The sequence below is a fragment of the Paenibacillus lactis genome (assembly GCF_017873605.1).
GTDB lineage: Bacteria > Bacillota > Bacilli > Paenibacillales > Paenibacillaceae > Paenibacillus_AQ > Paenibacillus_AQ lactis.
The window spans coordinates 239,427-253,980 of the sequence record NZ_JAGGKI010000005.1 but is presented as its reverse complement, the minus strand read 5'-3'; the positions used below and the strand labels follow the sequence as shown (position 1 = coordinate 253,980).

Annotated in this window: 21 protein-coding genes; 19 read left to right on the top strand and 2 right to left on the bottom strand. The window is 45.8% G+C overall.

Features of this window, described 5'->3' with window-relative positions:
• Positions 1-34: 34 nt before the first annotated feature.
• The 18 genes from J2Z18_RS12155 (at position 35) to J2Z18_RS12070 (ending at position 9,715) form a co-directional block, all read left to right on the top strand.
• Positions 35-661, top strand: coding sequence for a CPBP family intramembrane glutamic endopeptidase (locus tag J2Z18_RS12155; protein WP_276825296.1), 627 nt, complete (start codon positions 35-37; stop codon positions 659-661).
• Between the two features lie 28 nt (positions 662-689).
• Positions 690-1,103: an NUDIX hydrolase gene (locus tag J2Z18_RS12150; protein WP_007127893.1), complete on the top strand. Its 414-nt coding sequence runs from the start codon at positions 690-692 to the stop codon at positions 1,101-1,103.
• Positions 1,104-1,209: 106 nt separating this feature from the next.
• Positions 1,210-1,671, top strand: coding sequence for a tRNA (N6-threonylcarbamoyladenosine(37)-N6)-methyltransferase TrmO (gene tsaA / locus J2Z18_RS12145; protein ID WP_210094778.1), 462 nt, complete (start codon positions 1,210-1,212; stop codon positions 1,669-1,671).
• Between the two features lie 269 nt (positions 1,672-1,940).
• Positions 1,941-2,399, top strand: a complete 459-nt coding sequence (locus tag J2Z18_RS12140; protein ID WP_007127895.1) for an NUDIX domain-containing protein — start codon at positions 1,941-1,943, stop codon at positions 2,397-2,399.
• 11 nt (positions 2,400-2,410) lie between these two features.
• Complete coding sequence (locus tag J2Z18_RS12135) at positions 2,411-2,878, top strand: hypothetical protein (RefSeq protein WP_210094777.1); 468 nt, start codon at positions 2,411-2,413, stop codon at positions 2,876-2,878.
• Positions 2,868-3,050 carry a hypothetical protein gene (locus J2Z18_RS12130; protein WP_245255958.1) on the top strand — a complete coding sequence of 61 codons (183 nt, stop codon included), beginning with the start codon at positions 2,868-2,870 and terminating at the stop codon, positions 3,048-3,050. Before J2Z18_RS12135 ends, J2Z18_RS12130 begins: the two co-directional genes overlap by 11 nt.
• 17 nt (positions 3,051-3,067) lie before the next feature.
• Positions 3,068-3,715 (top strand): GNAT family N-acetyltransferase, encoded by a 648-nt coding sequence (locus J2Z18_RS12125; RefSeq protein WP_210094776.1) that lies wholly within the window; start codon positions 3,068-3,070, stop codon positions 3,713-3,715.
• Positions 3,716-3,758: 43 nt separating this feature from the next.
• Positions 3,759-4,232 carry an HD domain-containing protein gene (locus tag J2Z18_RS12120; RefSeq protein WP_312889600.1) on the top strand — a complete coding sequence of 158 codons (474 nt, stop codon included), beginning with the start codon at positions 3,759-3,761 and terminating at the stop codon, positions 4,230-4,232.
• A gap of 68 nt (positions 4,233-4,300) precedes the next feature.
• The gene (locus J2Z18_RS12115; RefSeq protein ID WP_210094774.1) at positions 4,301-4,690 is read left to right on the top strand and encodes a VOC family protein; all 390 of its coding nucleotides are present in this window, start codon (positions 4,301-4,303) and stop codon (positions 4,688-4,690) included.
• Positions 4,691-4,758: 68 nt separating this feature from the next.
• Complete coding sequence (locus J2Z18_RS12110; protein WP_028404678.1) at positions 4,759-5,055, top strand: antibiotic biosynthesis monooxygenase family protein; 297 nt, start codon at positions 4,759-4,761, stop codon at positions 5,053-5,055.
• Positions 5,056-5,195: 140 nt separating this feature from the next.
• On the top strand, positions 5,196-5,579 hold the full coding sequence (locus tag J2Z18_RS12105) for a GyrI-like domain-containing protein (RefSeq protein ID WP_245255957.1): 384 nt from the start codon (positions 5,196-5,198) through the stop codon (positions 5,577-5,579).
• Between the two features lie 103 nt (positions 5,580-5,682).
• Positions 5,683-6,276, top strand: coding sequence for a DJ-1/PfpI family protein (locus J2Z18_RS12100; RefSeq protein WP_210094811.1), 594 nt, complete (start codon positions 5,683-5,685; stop codon positions 6,274-6,276).
• Positions 6,273-6,860, top strand: coding sequence for a CDP-diacylglycerol--glycerol-3-phosphate 3-phosphatidyltransferase (gene pgsA, locus J2Z18_RS12095; RefSeq protein ID WP_210094773.1), 588 nt, complete (start codon positions 6,273-6,275; stop codon positions 6,858-6,860). The genes J2Z18_RS12100 and pgsA overlap by 4 nt, the downstream gene beginning before the upstream one ends.
• Before the next feature lie 84 nt (positions 6,861-6,944).
• Positions 6,945-7,328, top strand: a complete 384-nt coding sequence (locus J2Z18_RS12090) for a nuclear transport factor 2 family protein (protein ID WP_210094772.1) — start codon at positions 6,945-6,947, stop codon at positions 7,326-7,328.
• A gap of 99 nt (positions 7,329-7,427) precedes the next feature.
• A complete protein-coding gene (locus J2Z18_RS12085; protein ID WP_210094771.1) occupies positions 7,428-8,039 on the top strand; it encodes an HAD family hydrolase in 612 nt (203 codons plus the stop codon).
• A gap of 21 nt (positions 8,040-8,060) precedes the next feature.
• Positions 8,061-8,564: a GNAT family N-acetyltransferase gene (locus tag J2Z18_RS12080; protein ID WP_210094770.1), complete on the top strand. Its 504-nt coding sequence runs from the start codon at positions 8,061-8,063 to the stop codon at positions 8,562-8,564.
• A 244-nt stretch (positions 8,565-8,808) separates the two neighbouring features.
• Entirely contained in the window at positions 8,809-9,285 is a 477-nt protein-coding gene (locus tag J2Z18_RS12075; protein WP_007127908.1) for a DinB family protein, read from the top strand.
• 28 nt (positions 9,286-9,313) lie between these two features.
• Positions 9,314-9,715, top strand: coding sequence for a zinc ribbon domain-containing protein (locus tag J2Z18_RS12070; RefSeq protein WP_210094769.1), 402 nt, complete (start codon positions 9,314-9,316; stop codon positions 9,713-9,715).
• Positions 9,716-9,828: 113 nt separating this feature from the next.
• On the opposite strand, the gene J2Z18_RS12065 is transcribed toward J2Z18_RS12070, so the two are convergent.
• Positions 9,829-10,707 (bottom strand): carbohydrate ABC transporter permease, encoded by an 879-nt coding sequence (locus J2Z18_RS12065; RefSeq protein WP_144872022.1) that lies wholly within the window; start codon positions 10,705-10,707, stop codon positions 9,829-9,831.
• 36 nt (positions 10,708-10,743) lie between these two features.
• Positions 10,744-11,670 (bottom strand): ABC transporter permease, encoded by a 927-nt coding sequence (locus J2Z18_RS12060; protein WP_007127911.1) that lies wholly within the window; start codon positions 11,668-11,670, stop codon positions 10,744-10,746.
• Between the two features lie 433 nt (positions 11,671-12,103).
• Here J2Z18_RS12060 and J2Z18_RS12055 point away from each other — a divergent pair, with 433 nt between their 5' ends.
• Positions 12,104-14,383 carry a helix-turn-helix domain-containing protein gene (locus J2Z18_RS12055; RefSeq protein ID WP_210094768.1) on the top strand — a complete coding sequence of 760 codons (2,280 nt, stop codon included), beginning with the start codon at positions 12,104-12,106 and terminating at the stop codon, positions 14,381-14,383.
• Positions 14,384-14,554 lie beyond the last annotated feature (171 nt).

Below are 14,554 nucleotides of genomic sequence, written 5' to 3'. Positions count from 1 at the left end.
TTCATGAAGTGAAATTCTATTAACAAGGAGCTTAATGATGTTCTTATCGTTAGGGTTATCATTCATTTTATCTTTCTCTTATAAGATCATGGAGATCTTGTTCAGGACTTTTCAATCTCACAAGCTGGGACAGTACAGTTTATACTTTTGGGCAGTCGGCATATTAATCGCAGTGCCATTTTTTACAGAAAATAATGTTTACAGCCCGCCAGTAAATATATTTGCGATAATGCCTGTGTTTGCCATTCTTTTGGTTGGAAATTATATATTCTCACGATATTCGGGATATCATCCAATCGGTAGATACAATATAATCAATTTCGCCATTACTTATCCGATTATTGAGGAAGTTCTCTTTAGAGGGCTGATCCTTCCGATCTTGAAGCAATCCGTTCATTCCGCAGAAATTATGGAAGTCATGTTTTTGCCCGTAACGATTCCGGTAGTTATATCAGCGCTGCTGTTTGCGATTTCTCATTTGCAATACTACAAGCTATCTTCACAGAGTATTCGATATATGATGTTTGCTTTTATCGGAGGGATATTCTTTGGCGCTATTACAGACGTGACGCATTCGATTTTGTTGTCTTGTCTGCTTCATATTGAATTTAATGTATTATCTATATATTTCGCCAAGAGATCTAGCATAAATCGTGCATAAGAAAGGGAATGGTCGAGGTGGGGGCAGCTTGGAGAATAAAATCATCGTTGTAGTTAAAGGCGTGATAGCTAAAAACGGCAAGGCATTGATCGTAAAAAGATCATCAACCGAAGAGGTAGATGCGGGAAGCTGGGAAACGGTCGGCGGGAAAATTGAATTTGGTGAAGTGTTGGAAGAAGCCCTGATTCGTGAAGTGAAAGAAGAAATCGGAATTGAAGTGAACGTTGAGAAGTTATTGTTTGCAACTACTTTTTTTACAGACCCGCTCAGACAGATCGTGCTTCTTACCTATCTGTGCAGGACAACAGATGATCAAATCAAACTCTCAGACGAACATAGTGATTATAAGTGGGTAACCAGTTCTGAGCTCAGGAACTACCTGCCGCATCCCATTGCCAATGATTTCAAGAAATATAGCGTGTTCGAGACACTGGAATCTTAAAGACCATCCGTTCGGTGCCGTAGTACATAAGCTGAAACGATGTCGATATGGAATTCCAAAACATGGTATAATCATTTCAATTCAAATCAAAAGGTTGGGCTAACTTATGGAATTCATCATTAAACCAATTGCCTATGTACGTAATTCACGAACGGAAATGGAAGATGATCAATGGGGCTCCATTGTATCTGAAATTGAGCTGATAGATGATTTAAATGGGTCATCGCTTGAAGGAATAGACGATTTTTCACATTTGGAGATTATTTTTTACTTCGATAAAGTAGCGGATGACAAAATTCAATATGAGGCGAGACATCCACGAAATAATAAGGAATTTCCCATGGTGGGGATATTTGCCCAGCGTGGAAAGAACAGACCCAATAAATTAGGTTTGACTACAGTCGAACTGCTGGAGCATCATCATAAAAAATTGATCGTAAAACATTTAGATGCAATTGATGGTACGCCCATCATTGATATTAAACCGGTTATGAAGGAGTTTCTTCCCCACCGCGAGGTGAAGCAGCCGGAATGGTCTAAGAAATTAATGGAAGATTATTGGGGTTAGAATAAATCCTGTCTTCCAACAAATCAAACGTAGTAACTGTGGAAATTACACGCATCCAGGTTTTGTTGTTATAACGCTTGGTTATGAGTTAAGTCAGATGTATAATTAAAAGAATTATAGTCAACCAATGACCCAGCCTAAGATATGAGTTATCTATGGCTGGGTTATTTTTTTGATACAAGAAAACAAAGTATGCTAGGTGAGGAAGCTATGTAAAAAGGAGATTACGTCGGTATTTCTACAAAACATCTGAGAAAGGAGTAGCGAGATTGAGGATAATCGTAACTGGAGGAGCCATCATACGAGATAACCAAGGCAGGATATTGCTTCAAAGAAGATCAGATTATGGAGACTGGGGGCTTCCAGGAGGTGGAATGGAAGCAGGTGAATCCATTGAAGAAACTATGATCCGCGAAGTGTTTGAGGAAACAGGACTAAAGGTTAGACGACATGAACTTTATACGATTTATAGTGGCTCACGCATGAAATATAAATATCCAGACGGGAATGAAGTTGTATTTGTAATGTTCATTTTTAATGCAGAAGTAGATTTCAAATGGCGAATTGCCTCGGACAATAAAACCTTAATTTATCACGACCAGAACCAAGAATCATTACAATTAGAATTTAAAAGTATAGAAGACATTGAAATTGAAGAAATAAGCACAGTACAAAGACCTTTATTTGAAGACCTAAAGCAACAAGTAACAACTTTATTAAGATCATAGGAGATATTGAAATGATACAGATCCTTGAAGAACCCGTTGGAAGCACTTATAAGCAGCTTATATCATTGGCATTTAAAATATGTGATGAGTTCATTTTAGTTAAAAGAGAGCAACTGGAGTTAACGGAGAAGACGAAAATACTAATCGAAGAACTAAAGCCATACGTTAATACGGTGAAGAAACAAGAGGAATGGCCGGGAACGCGATTATTGGGACACCATGCGGACATATATTATTTCAATTGCAAGCCTGAATTGGAAGAACTGTTAATCAATAAAGCGAAGGGACTATATCGATGGAGACATCCTGATTTGCTAGAGGATTTATGCTTCTTTAAGAACAAAGAAGTATGGTTACTGACGACAGCCCACGAGCAGTTAGGATTTATCACAACGACAGATCGAGTAGAAATTTCAATGATTAGGGAAATCGAAGGGATTATGATTCAAGAAATAGCTGTTTCCTACCATGAGGTATAAAGATGGTAAACCGTATAGAGAGCAGATTTATACATTTTATGAAATTATGAAAATCATTGATGAATATGGATTACCCCAAGCCTGGAATCCAGATGGAGATAAAGGGCCGGAAAGATATATTGAAGTGCAAGTGTGGGATGAGGAAGTAATAGTAATCAGGAAATATATGTGAAGGAGCAAAGCTTAATCATGTCATCATTTCAGTATTTTAAAATGACGGAGCAATACGCCGCATTAATCGCAGGGTGGACATATGAAGAACCTTACTCGCTATACAGCATGGAGGGAGGTTTGGACGATATATCCGAGCTTATGAATGGCGACTACTACTATGCATTAGATGACACACATGAATTAGTAGGATATATATGCACTGGAAACTCGGCACGTGTACCGGGAGGTTACCTAATTGGCATCTATAATGACGAGCAATACATCGATTTGGGCTTAGGTCTAAAACCGGAACTGACGGGGAAGGGATACGGTGAACAATTCTTAATGAGCAGTCTTCAATTTATCAAAGAAGAATATGATAAATCGGATGTCCAATTAGTTGTAGTAGCGTTCAATGAACGAGCCATTAAAGTGTATGAACGTGTTGGGTTCATTAAAGGCCAGTCCTTCAAGAGTAAGGTTTCGGGTCAGGAGATTGATTTTCTGGTAATGCTTTATTCGAAGGAAAACACATCAGGTCTGTTGGACAAAGTAAACCATGGGAGGGATTCCAACGATGCATTCTATTTTCAAGCCATTGACGGAACATATCCATTTTACAGGGAATTTGAAGACAGATATTCAGCAATTCCTTACACTCAATCAGTGTTCAGAAACCGCTAAGCATTGCTCGGATGTTGGGGCAGAGTCTAGGAGGCTTGCATTATTGTTTGATGCCGATCCGGTCGCGGCCGAGACGGCAGGTTGGTTGCATGACATTAGCGTAGTTTTTCCGAACCATGCCAGAATCGATGCAGCTAGACAATTAGCCATTGACGTATTACCTGAAGAAGAAAAATATCCGATGATTATTCACCAGAAAATCTCGAAGGTCATGGCGGAACAAGTCTTTCATGTTACAGATGAGGAAATATTAAATGCAGTTGGCTGCCATACAACCTTGAGGTCCAACTCCACGTTGCTTGACCAGGTTTTGTTTGTCGCCGACAAGATCTCCTGGGATCAGAAAGGAACGCCTCCTTATCTAAATGAACTGAAAAAGAATTTACAGGAATCCCTAACACACGGCGCATTTACATATATCAATTACTTATGGGAACGAAAAGAAACCTTGAAGGTGATTCATCCTTGGTTGGCTGATGCATACGAAGAATTAAAAGAAAACATTCAATTGGATTAGCTGCAGTGTGGTGAGAAGGCGCGTTAAGGGAACAGTTATTAAATAACGTACATAGGGAGCGAATAAATATGAAGACCTTGAGTCCGGTGAAAAAACAAATTGGAGCGGTATTTGTCATTGTACATAATATGCCTAGAGCGGTTGAATGGTATCGGGAAATCCTGGGGTTACCCAAAGATGAGGAGTATACCCGGAATACGGATCCTGATGTAAAAACGATCTACTCGATTCCATTAGGAAATACGAGCCTGTTGCTCGACAGCATACATCGGGATGAGATCAAGCCAAGCGAAAATCATCTATTCTTCTTCGATACGGATGATATTGAAGCAACTTATGCGTTTATGAAGTCCAAGAAAGTAGATATTGTTTCGCCTATTGAAGGAGCTAATGGTCCAAGGTTCTTTGCGGTCAATGATAGTGAAGGAAATCGGATTATGTTTTGTGAAGAACAATAAAATGAGCGACTTAACGGCTTCCTGAAGTGAATAAACGAGGTCCAATGAAGTAAAAAGGGGGGGATAGTATGATCCTTGAAGTAGCTATGTTAAACGTAAAACCAGGACTCAGCGCGGATTTCGAAGCAGATTTTAGAAAAGCATCAAATATTATTTCTGGTATGAAAGGCTATATCTATCACGAGCTTCAAAAATGTCTGGAAGTGGAGAACAAATATATATTGCTCGTTAGATGGGATTCCTTGGAGGATCATACCGTTGGTTTTAGAGAGTCGCAGGAATACCAACAATGGAAAGCATTGCTGCACCATTATTATGATCCCTTCCCGGTCGTTGAACATTACGAGAATATAGAAATGGAATAAGGAATGTACATGATCGATCAGGCAAAAGGTCCGGTTGAACAATACGTTTAGGAGAGATGTCATTTCTATGAAAGTAGTCGAGCTCGATGAAAAAAAGCTGGTAGGAATACGGGTAGTCTGTCCTGGTGATCAATATGCCAATGAAATCCCCAAAGCTTCTGTTATGCTCAAGCACAGTGGGCGAAATCCAGGAAGTTATTCATCCGGCGAAACTTGTAGGGGCTTTTATTGTTGGAGATTACTCCGAAGAGGAAGATGGTTACTGGGTATGCGTCGAGGTAAGTGAAGTTAAAGAGATCCCTGAAGGCATGGTTTCTTTAGTGGTCCCCAAACAAAAATATGCTGTTATCACTCATAAAGGACCCAATCATCAAATCAGAAGCACCTATGAGCAGCTGCATCGATGGATCAATGATCATCAGTTCGAGCGGATTCATCGGGCATGGCATCTGGAGATATCAGATGAATGGGGACATGATCGGATCAGTGATATTGAAGTTGATTTATATGACACCATTAAATAATGCAGGATGATGAAGCTTAGATTCCAGGCACTGATGTGTTCAAAAGCAATCCATATGGCCTTGGTCTGCTCCGGCAGCCGGACGATAAGAGAGGGTGGGAATGATGAGAATCGCCTTAGTGTTATTTAACGGCGTTACATTTCTAGACTTTGTTGGATTCTATGACGTGATTTATCGTCTTAATCAGTTTGATTCGTCCCAAGGAACAACGTGGGATATTTGCGGCTTGACCGAGGAGGTTACGGATGAACTTGGAATGACGGTAAAGGTGAATGTCATCAGGCCTGATTTATCTGAATATGATTTCGTATTCCTTCCGGGAGGAATGGGAACCAGAAAGCTCATACATGACAAGGATTTCATGGATTGGATCAAGACCGCCGAATCCGTTGAGTACAAAGTCTCGGTATGCACCGGATCCTTGTTGTGGGGGGCAGCAGGGTTCTTGAAGAATAAGAAAGCCACCACCCATCCTAATGTTTATGGCCTACTGGAACCTTACTGCTTGGAAGTAGTCAAGTCCCGGATTGTGAAGGATGGTAAAGTTATAACAGCAGGAGGCGTAGCGACATCTATCGATTTAGGGGTCTATGTCATTGAATTATTCGCTGGAACGGAAGCTGCGGATAGGGTAAAAAAGCAGATTGACTATCCTTATTCGGCCGTTGGCATCGTTGAAGTGGAGGCTGGGACATGAATCTTGCCAATAAAATAACGTTATTAAGGATTGGCTTGATCCCTCTGTTCTTCTTGGCCTGCCAGCCGTATCCTTCCTGGTTGGTGAATCAATCCGTAGTCTTTCAATATTTGAACGAGTATGGGGGTTACTGGGCTGTATCCATATTTATTATTGCATCGGTTACGGATAAATTAGACGGGGATATTGCCCGCAAATATAACCAGATTACGAATCTAGGAAAATTATTGGATCCACTCGCAGATAAGCTATTAGTATCAGCTGCCTTGATCGTGATGGTCGCACAGCGGTTGATCCCGGCATGGATTGCTTTGATTATTATCGGGAGAGAGGTGTTTGTTTCCGGGATTCGCATCATGGCTGCTGCGAAAGGAATCGTGCTCGCCGCTGATCAGCATGGGAAACTCAAGCTAGTCCTTCAGGTTATTGGAATTGCAGCTGTGCTGTTACGCAATGATCCATTTACATACATCACGAGCTTTCGGGTTGATTATACGATCATGCTCATGGCAGCTATCTTAACCGTATATTCAGGATATATGTACATGAGAAATAATTATAAGGCATTAAAGCTGGAGCTCTAAGGAAGGTGCCCAATGGGGGCTCCGCCTCCGCCACAGAACGAAACATATTCCAAATGTTATTTGATAGGGGAAGGGGATATTCTTATGGGGGACGTACAAATTCAATCGCTCATTGAAAATTATTTGAATGCTTATAACTCCTTTGATATTGAAGGAATGATCAGGCTCTTGCATGATGACATTGAATTTCGAAACGTCAATAACGGTGTAGTGGATACGGAAACGAAAGGAATCGAGCAATTTCGTGCCTTAGCTGAACAGTCGCTGACGATATTCTCACAAAGATGCCAGACCATGAAGCAGATCACGATTACAGGTGATAAAGCTGAGATTGAGGTGGATTACGAAGGGGTATTGGCTGTGGATCTGCCGAATGGGATGAAAGCCGGGGAATCTTTGAAACTTACAGGAAGATCAATGTTTCTTGTGCAGGATGACAAGCTAAGGGTCATCGAGGACTATAGTTAGACCGCAATGCAGCGGAACTAGAGGGAGGCGAAGATTAGCAGGCTCCATGCCCCCCAATCTTTTTCAAAGGTTACATATAAAATAAAGGGGGCAGAAACCGTGAATGGTAAGCCTCAGCTCGTATTAGATTTAGCGGGGGTATTGGTGAGCAATTTTTCATCGACTTTTTGGCCAGCGATATTCGGAGAGTCAGGACTTTCATTTCAGCGTATTCGGGAGCAATTTGACGAAGTGCGAAAAGATCTTTGGACCGGGAAGCTCAGGGAGGGCGATTTTTGGATTTGGTTATGCAACCGCATCAAATGGGTGAATAGAGAAGAGGCCCGGAAGCTGCTGATTCAGTCACTGGAGCCGCTTCCTGCCATTCACTCCTTAGGGCAGTGGAGCCAGATCGCAGATATTCATGTTTTAAGCAATCATTGTAAGGAATGGCTGGAACCGATTCTTGACCAAATCGAGCCTCATACCAAAAGCATCACCATCTCTAATCAAGTAGGCTTATCGAAGCCAGACATCCAAATATATCACCATGTAGCACAATATTTTGATGATTATGGCGCCTCCCATCCCATGGTTCTTTATATCGATGATCAAGAAAAGAATCTGATCCCCGCTATAAAGCTCGGCTGGAACACTCTACTTGCCGACAATAAGCATCAATGGCTCCATCAAGTAGAGCCGATCCTTTCTGGAATACGCTGCGAGAAGTAGAAAGCAAGGAGGCAGAAGATCATGAAGATTTCCGTGTTAAATGGAGCGGATGCTCCCTCATATCAAGAGGTTCGACTAGACGGGCTAAGAAGGGATCCCCATGCGTTTGGCTCCACCTACGATCGGGAAGTGAAGTTCTCTCTGGAAACGGTAACGGAAAGAATACAACCGAGTCGGGATAAATTTGTTTTAGGGGCTTTTGAGGAGGATGGATCACTAGTTGGAATCGTAACCTTTATGCGAGAGAGCGGCATGAAGACGTTACATAAGGGCATAGTGTTTGGAATGTATGTGATTCCCGAGAAGCGGGGAATGGGGGTCGGAAGACAATTGATGGAGGAACTGATTCGAAGAGCCAGGGAGGCGGAAGGGATCGAACAGATTAATTTAACGGTCGTCTCCGATAATCATCCTGCTAAGCAATTATATCAGTCCATCGGATTTCAGACGTTTGGATTAGAGCGAAATGCCCTTAAGTTCGAAGGCCAATACTTTGATGAGGAATGGATGGTGCTTAGACTTTAGCATCCTTCGTTCTTTAACGATGGCTGATTTGCTTAATAGAAGTAGTAGAAAGAAACCGATTTACCTGGTCTTTTTTTGTGAGAAGTCCATGTTCCACTGTCTATACTTCGGCGCCCTTCAAGATGTATAATCATGGAAGAAGCTCTAACCACAACCACCTCCGCCCAAGATAAGGGCATTTTAAGGTCGGGGTGGTTTGGTAATGATTGGAATGTTAATAGTTTCTCACCAAGGAGTGATAGTGATGAACAAACAACTGATCCAACTATATGACTACAACGTATGGGCGAACGAGCGAGTGATGGATCATCTTGACACGCTGCCAAGCGAAGTCTTCTTAAGGGAAGTCGATCTAGGGTTTAAATCCATTGCCGAAGTGGTTAGTCACCTCGTCTCTGCGGATAACATATGGTTAAACAGAATCAAAGAAGAACAGGTCTCGACCTTCGCAAAGAAAGCATTCACGGATCTTAAGGAAGCGCGCCAGGAGATGGACGAATTACAGTCGCAAATTCGCGATTACGTATCATCGCTGACCGATGCGGAGAAGAAGGTCTCGTATACGATGGCAAGTGGACGGCAAATGGAAAATTCAATCGCCGAGATCCTTCAGCATGTCGTGAATCACGGAACCTATCACAGAGGCAATATAACGACCATGCTTCGATCCTTCGGTTATCAGGGGGTAATGACGGATTACCTTGTCTTTTTAATGAAGTGAGGCGTGTCGATGAGAGGGGGGGAGATAGATGCGGAGCATAAAGCCAGGACGTGGGCCGTCAGCCATGGGAGCGGCTGGAAGCGTTGTTGTTGGGCTGTTCGGCGTGTTCTGGACGATCTCGGCCGCGAACATGGGGGCTCCTGTATTCATAGTCATTTTCGGGATTGTCTTTGTCGGCATCGCAATTGTGCAAGGGATTTTCCATTATAAAAATGCGACGGGCGCTAACCGCATGTCGGTGTACGATATTACGGATAACGAACCAGATCCCTTCGATCGATATGTTGGTCAAGATTCGAGGCAGGATCATAAGGGCGACTTGCCGGTTCCCCAAGGTGATTTCAACTTTTGTCCTTATTGCGGAAGATCCATCGACAATGATTTGTACCAATATTGTCCGAAGTGCGGAAATGAGATCGAAACAGGATGAGGCGTCTCTCGCTGTTCAATCCCGTCTCATTCAATACGACATAAAGAGGCTAACCGCTATAGCGGTTAGCCTCTTTATTGTTGCATCTGAGCAGCATTGTATCAATCACTGCCCTATTCCTTCAACGAGCCGATCAGCAGGCCTTTGATGAAATACCGCTGCAGGAACGGATAGAACAGCACCACCGGACCGATCGTCAAAATGGCAGTAGCCATCTTGACCGATTCCTGCGGCAGCGTCTGGGTGCCGAGAATGGCACCGCTGCTCTGCATCTGCTGGATCATGCTGATTTCCGAGTTCAGTTTAAACAGCAGGTACTGAAGCGGGTAGAGCTTCTCGTTATCCACGAGCATGATGGCGTTAAACCAGTTGTTCCAGTAGGCGATGCCGTAGAACAGCGTAATCGTCGCAAGGACGGGCATGCACAGCGGAAAGAAAATCCGGAACGCGATATAGAAATCGCTGGCGCCGTCGATCTTCGCAGCCTCCGTGAGGGATGCCGGGATCTGGGACATATAATTGCGCACAAGAAACAGGTTGAACGGATTGAATACCAGCGATGGAATGATCAGCGCCCAGATCGTGTTGTTCAATCCAAGATTAAGGTTAATGAGGTACCAAGGGACAAGCCCTGTGTTAAATACCATCGTGATGAAAAAGAACAATCCGAGCCGGTTGCGGTAACGGATGTGCTTGGCGGCAAGCGTATATCCGGCCATGGACGTGATCGTTACGGCCAGGATGGTGCCGACCACGGTGACGAAGATCGAGATCATATAGCTCCGGTACAGCGGCGTGCTGCCGAACAGGAGCAATTTGTAGGCATCGAGCGACAGCTCGGTCGGAAACAGCTGGTAGCCGAATTGTTTAATGCTGGCTTCATCGGTGAAGGACACCATGAGCACGAGCAGCATCGGCAAGATGCACAGGATGGAGATGATGCCGATCAGAACGGCGTTTACGGTGTTGAACAATTTAGGTCTGGACGTCATCGGTATTCGCTCCTTTCCGAACGGTTCCGGCTCGTATTAGAACAACGCATGGTCCGGATTCACCTTCTTCACGATTTTGTTGCTGCCCCACACGAGGATGAAGCCGACCACAGACTGGTACAGGCCGACAGCCATCGCCTGTGCCGGGTTCCCGATGGTGCGAAGGGAACGGAATACGTACGTGTCGATGACATCGACGGTCGGATACAGGAGGCCGTTGTCCTTTACGATGGCATAAATCATATCGAAGCTGCCGTACATAATTTTGCCAAGCGCCAGCAGCGTCAGAATGGACACGGTCGGCAGCATGAGCGGAATGGTGATATGGCGGATGAGCTGCCAGCGGGTAGCGCCGTCGATCCGCCCGGCTTCGTAATAGCTGTCGTCAATGCCCGTGATGGCGGCCAAATAAATGACGAGGTTCATCCCGAGGTCCTTCCAGACCGCCGCGATCGTGAGGATCCAGGTCCAATATTTCGGCGATGCGTACCAGTTGACGGGATCGACATGGAAGAACGCCAGGATCCGGTTCAGGATGCCGTAGTCCGTCGACAGCAGGCTGTAAATAATGTAGCTGACAATGACCCAGGACAAGAAATGGGGGAACAAAATCGTGGACTGCGTCACCCTGGAGAACCAGCGGCTGCGAAGCTCGTTGAACAGGATAGCCAGCGCCATAGCGGCAATGGTGCCGACGATAATGAACAAGAAGTTGAGCTTCAGGGTGTTGAAGGTGACTTCCCATGCCCGGGGCGACGAGAAGAAGAACTTGAAATTGTCAAAGCCGACCCAGTCCGAGTTGAAGAGCCCGGTCTTGAAGTTGAATTTCTGAAACGCGATAAGCATGTACGGGAGCGTGAAATAGCCGAAGACCAGCGTATAGATGGCGGCCGGTACGATGAGCAGATACGCGGAGCCGTTCGAGCGGATTTCACGCAGAAAGCCGGAGCGGCTTTTTTTCATAGGAGGCACGTCCTTTCGTTTATGATGGGGCTGCAAGCGTCAGCAGTTCTGTTTCGAGTGTAAAGAGAGTTGCCGTGACCCGTAAACTATGAAAATGGGGTTTGAGCGGATTGGAAGGCAAGAAGCGGACTTTAAAAACGGGAAAAAACTTCGAATTTTCGTATTCAGGTCTGCGCCTCCAGATTGAAAGAATAGCGGTAAAAGCCTGATTTTATAAGGGGTTTGAGTAGGGAGGCCAAAGATGGAATGGAAAGCTTTGAAATATAAGAATGCGTTTTCATATTGATGAATGCACGCTGCAAATGTAAGATGAGAGTAAAATGCGGATCCGAACCCAGCGATCCGGTGGGTTGATTGCTTCAATAATCTGACATAGATATTACATATAATGACAGCGATGCTTCATAAAAGACAAATGGCAAGGGGGGAGAATATGATCCGGCAGCGATTGTTCCGTTATGCAGTGTACCGCAACATGTTTCTCAGTTTTGTTTTGCTTACGGCAGCCATGATTGCCCTTGTAACCGTCGTCCTGTTTACGATGTTCTCCTGGAGCACCGCGAAAGAGGTCGGGAAAATCTCCGAGTCGATGCTGAAGCAGAACAGCGCCGTATCCAGCGTCATCCGCGATCAGATCTATAATGTCGGCAACCTGCTGCTCAGCGACAAGGAGATCGTGAACGCCTTGTTGGATAAAAAAGCCGATCCGCTCAAGCAGTACGGCGTGTTCGGCACGCTGAACCGAATTCAGTCCACTTACCCGTTCATTCATTCCATTGGAATCTATAACGGCTCGAACAATACGTATCTCAACACGAAAGGGATTACCAAGGAGCAGGAGAAGGAGCTGCTTGAGGAGATCAACAGCAAGAATACGACGTATTTTCACCTCTTCCCGCGCAGGATATCGGTCGCCAGTTCGCCAAGCCGTAGCGAAGACGTGCTAACCTTTGTCCTTCTTCCGAGCTACTATTCGCCGCTTAGCTCCAAAGGCGCCATTGTGATCAACATGAGCACCTCCACCATTCAGGAGCTCATTGGCGGATACCGGAACGAAGCGGTGGATTCGCTGTATGTTATTGATGATCATGGAACGATCATTACACATTCGGACCGGGCCCGCTTCATGGAGGATATTTCGCAGGAATCGTATGTGCAGTCCATTCTGTCCTCCACCTCGGAAAGCGGCTATTTCACCCGCTCCATCGACGGCAGCAAGAGCATCGTCACCTACGTCAAATCGAAGGATATGAATTGGACGTTTATCAGCGTGAGCCAATATCAAAATCTGCTGTTCAACATGCAGACCTTGCGAACGACTGCGTTGATCCTTGCGTTGGCCTGCTTTGTCGTCAGCATCTTCCTGTCGATCTGGCTGACCCATCATGCGTACAATCCGATTCGCCACCTGCTGGAGAAAATGATCCCCCTTCCGAAAATGAAGGAAAACCGCCGTCAAATCAACGAATTCGCTATCCTCGATACGACCTACGCAGAGATGACGGAACGAATGCGGTCGATGGAATCCGAAGCTTCGGTCGCCCGAGAGGCCCAGGTGCTGCAGCTGCTCAGCGGCGGCGATGAGACGGCATTCCGGCGCTTGGCCAGAGACGGCAAGGGGCCGTTTTTCCTGGCGGCAGCCCTCCTTCTCGATAGCCAAGACGGCTCGCCCGGCGGTGAGGACGGGGAGCTGCAATCGTATTCCTGCGCCGCCGTCGCCCGGGCTGCCCAGCAGATGCTGGAGCCGGAGGGAGCGTGGGTGGCCGCGGTCGGGGAAGGCGTCGTAGCGGTTATTCTGCCGATCAAGCAGAACCGTCCGCCGATCCGGGTAACCGGCATGCTGGAGGAGCTGCAGGGCGAAATGCTCCGTACGCTCCGCGTATCCGTCACGGTAGGAATCGGAACGGCCGCGCAGACGTACGAGGAGCTGCGTGAGTCGTTCGATTACGCGCAGTCCTGCTTCCGGCAGCGGTTTTTCGAAGGCAAGGGCAGGCTGTTCCATTGCGATCCGGTCGTCGCCGCGGAGAAGGAGCGGTCGGATGCGCAGTATCCGGACAAGCGGGAGAAGCGGATCATCGAGGCCATCAAGCTGCAGCAGCGGGACAAGCTGGAGAAGGAAATCGACCTGTGGATCAAGGAGATCCGGGATTACAACTACCATGAAGTAATGTTTTTCATGAATCAGTTCATCGGCGGTCTGTACAAGCAGCTCAATGTCCACACGGTGAAGAGCCGGGAGAGTGCGGAGCTGTTCCTTGGCTTCACGCGGCGCATTACCCGTTTCCAGACGCTGCAGGAAACCGCGGATGCCTTGAAGGAGCTCGCCCTGCGGCTTTGCAGCCTGTCCGAGGAGTCGGGCGCGGTGCGGCATGCCGAGGTCGTGGACTTCATTCAGATGTACGTGCGAAAGCACTATGCACGGCCGGATATGTCGCTCGAGCAGGTGGCGGGCGAGGTCAAGCTGTCCCGAAGCTATGTCGGCAAGCTGTTCAAGGCGCATTGCGAGCTGTCGTTCAACGATTACTTGAATGCCGTCCGCCTGGAGAAAGCCAGAGAGCTTCTCGTGAGCACCGAGGAGTCGGTGCAATCGATCAGCGAGAAGGTGGGCATTTTGAATACGACTTATTTCTATACGCTGTTTAAAAAGCATTACCAAATCTCGCCTGCGCAGTTCCGAAGCCAGCATGCGATTGAGACGAAAAAAGCGCAGTGACGGAAAGTTAATACGCGTGTTCAAATTTTGAAGTTCAGGCTGCTTCCTGACCTGGTTCATGATGGATAGAGGACTTATTGAACAGCCTCTCTTCAAGCGTTTTAAAATGGCGAAATCGATCATTTTGAAGTATACGCAATCGCCGATGTCTCCTTAAGATAGGAATCGTAC

Coding starts and splice junctions, on each gene's coding strand:
- tsaA (WP_210094778.1), top strand. CDS start 1,210: ATGGAATTCATCATTAAACCAATTGCCTATGTACGTAATTCACGAACG.
- J2Z18_RS12075 (WP_007127908.1), top strand. CDS start 8,809: ATGAACAAACAACTGATCCAACTATATGACTACAACGTATGGGCGAAC.
- J2Z18_RS12080 (WP_210094770.1), top strand. CDS start 8,061: ATGAAGATTTCCGTGTTAAATGGAGCGGATGCTCCCTCATATCAAGAG.
- J2Z18_RS12070 (WP_210094769.1), top strand. CDS start 9,314: ATGCGGAGCATAAAGCCAGGACGTGGGCCGTCAGCCATGGGAGCGGCT.
- J2Z18_RS12060 (WP_007127911.1), bottom strand. CDS start 11,670: ATGAAAAAAAGCCGCTCCGGCTTTCTGCGTGAAATCCGCTCGAACGGC.
- J2Z18_RS12065 (WP_144872022.1), bottom strand. CDS start 10,707: ATGACGTCCAGACCTAAATTGTTCAACACCGTAAACGCCGTTCTGATC.
- J2Z18_RS12125 (WP_210094776.1), top strand. CDS start 3,068: ATGTCATCATTTCAGTATTTTAAAATGACGGAGCAATACGCCGCATTA.
- J2Z18_RS12100 (WP_210094811.1), top strand. CDS start 5,683: ATGAGAATCGCCTTAGTGTTATTTAACGGCGTTACATTTCTAGACTTT.
- J2Z18_RS12090 (WP_210094772.1), top strand. CDS start 6,945: ATGGGGGACGTACAAATTCAATCGCTCATTGAAAATTATTTGAATGCT.
- J2Z18_RS12130 (WP_245255958.1), top strand. CDS start 2,868: ATGAGGTATAAAGATGGTAAACCGTATAGAGAGCAGATTTATACATTT.
- J2Z18_RS12135 (WP_210094777.1), top strand. CDS start 2,411: ATGATACAGATCCTTGAAGAACCCGTTGGAAGCACTTATAAGCAGCTT.
- pgsA (WP_210094773.1), top strand. CDS start 6,273: ATGAATCTTGCCAATAAAATAACGTTATTAAGGATTGGCTTGATCCCT.
- J2Z18_RS12105 (WP_245255957.1), top strand. CDS start 5,196: ATGAAATCCCCAAAGCTTCTGTTATGCTCAAGCACAGTGGGCGAAATC.
- J2Z18_RS12110 (WP_028404678.1), top strand. CDS start 4,759: ATGATCCTTGAAGTAGCTATGTTAAACGTAAAACCAGGACTCAGCGCG.
- J2Z18_RS12055 (WP_210094768.1), top strand. CDS start 12,104: ATGATCCGGCAGCGATTGTTCCGTTATGCAGTGTACCGCAACATGTTT.
- J2Z18_RS12155 (WP_276825296.1), top strand. CDS start 35: ATGATGTTCTTATCGTTAGGGTTATCATTCATTTTATCTTTCTCTTAT.
- J2Z18_RS12115 (WP_210094774.1), top strand. CDS start 4,301: ATGAAGACCTTGAGTCCGGTGAAAAAACAAATTGGAGCGGTATTTGTC.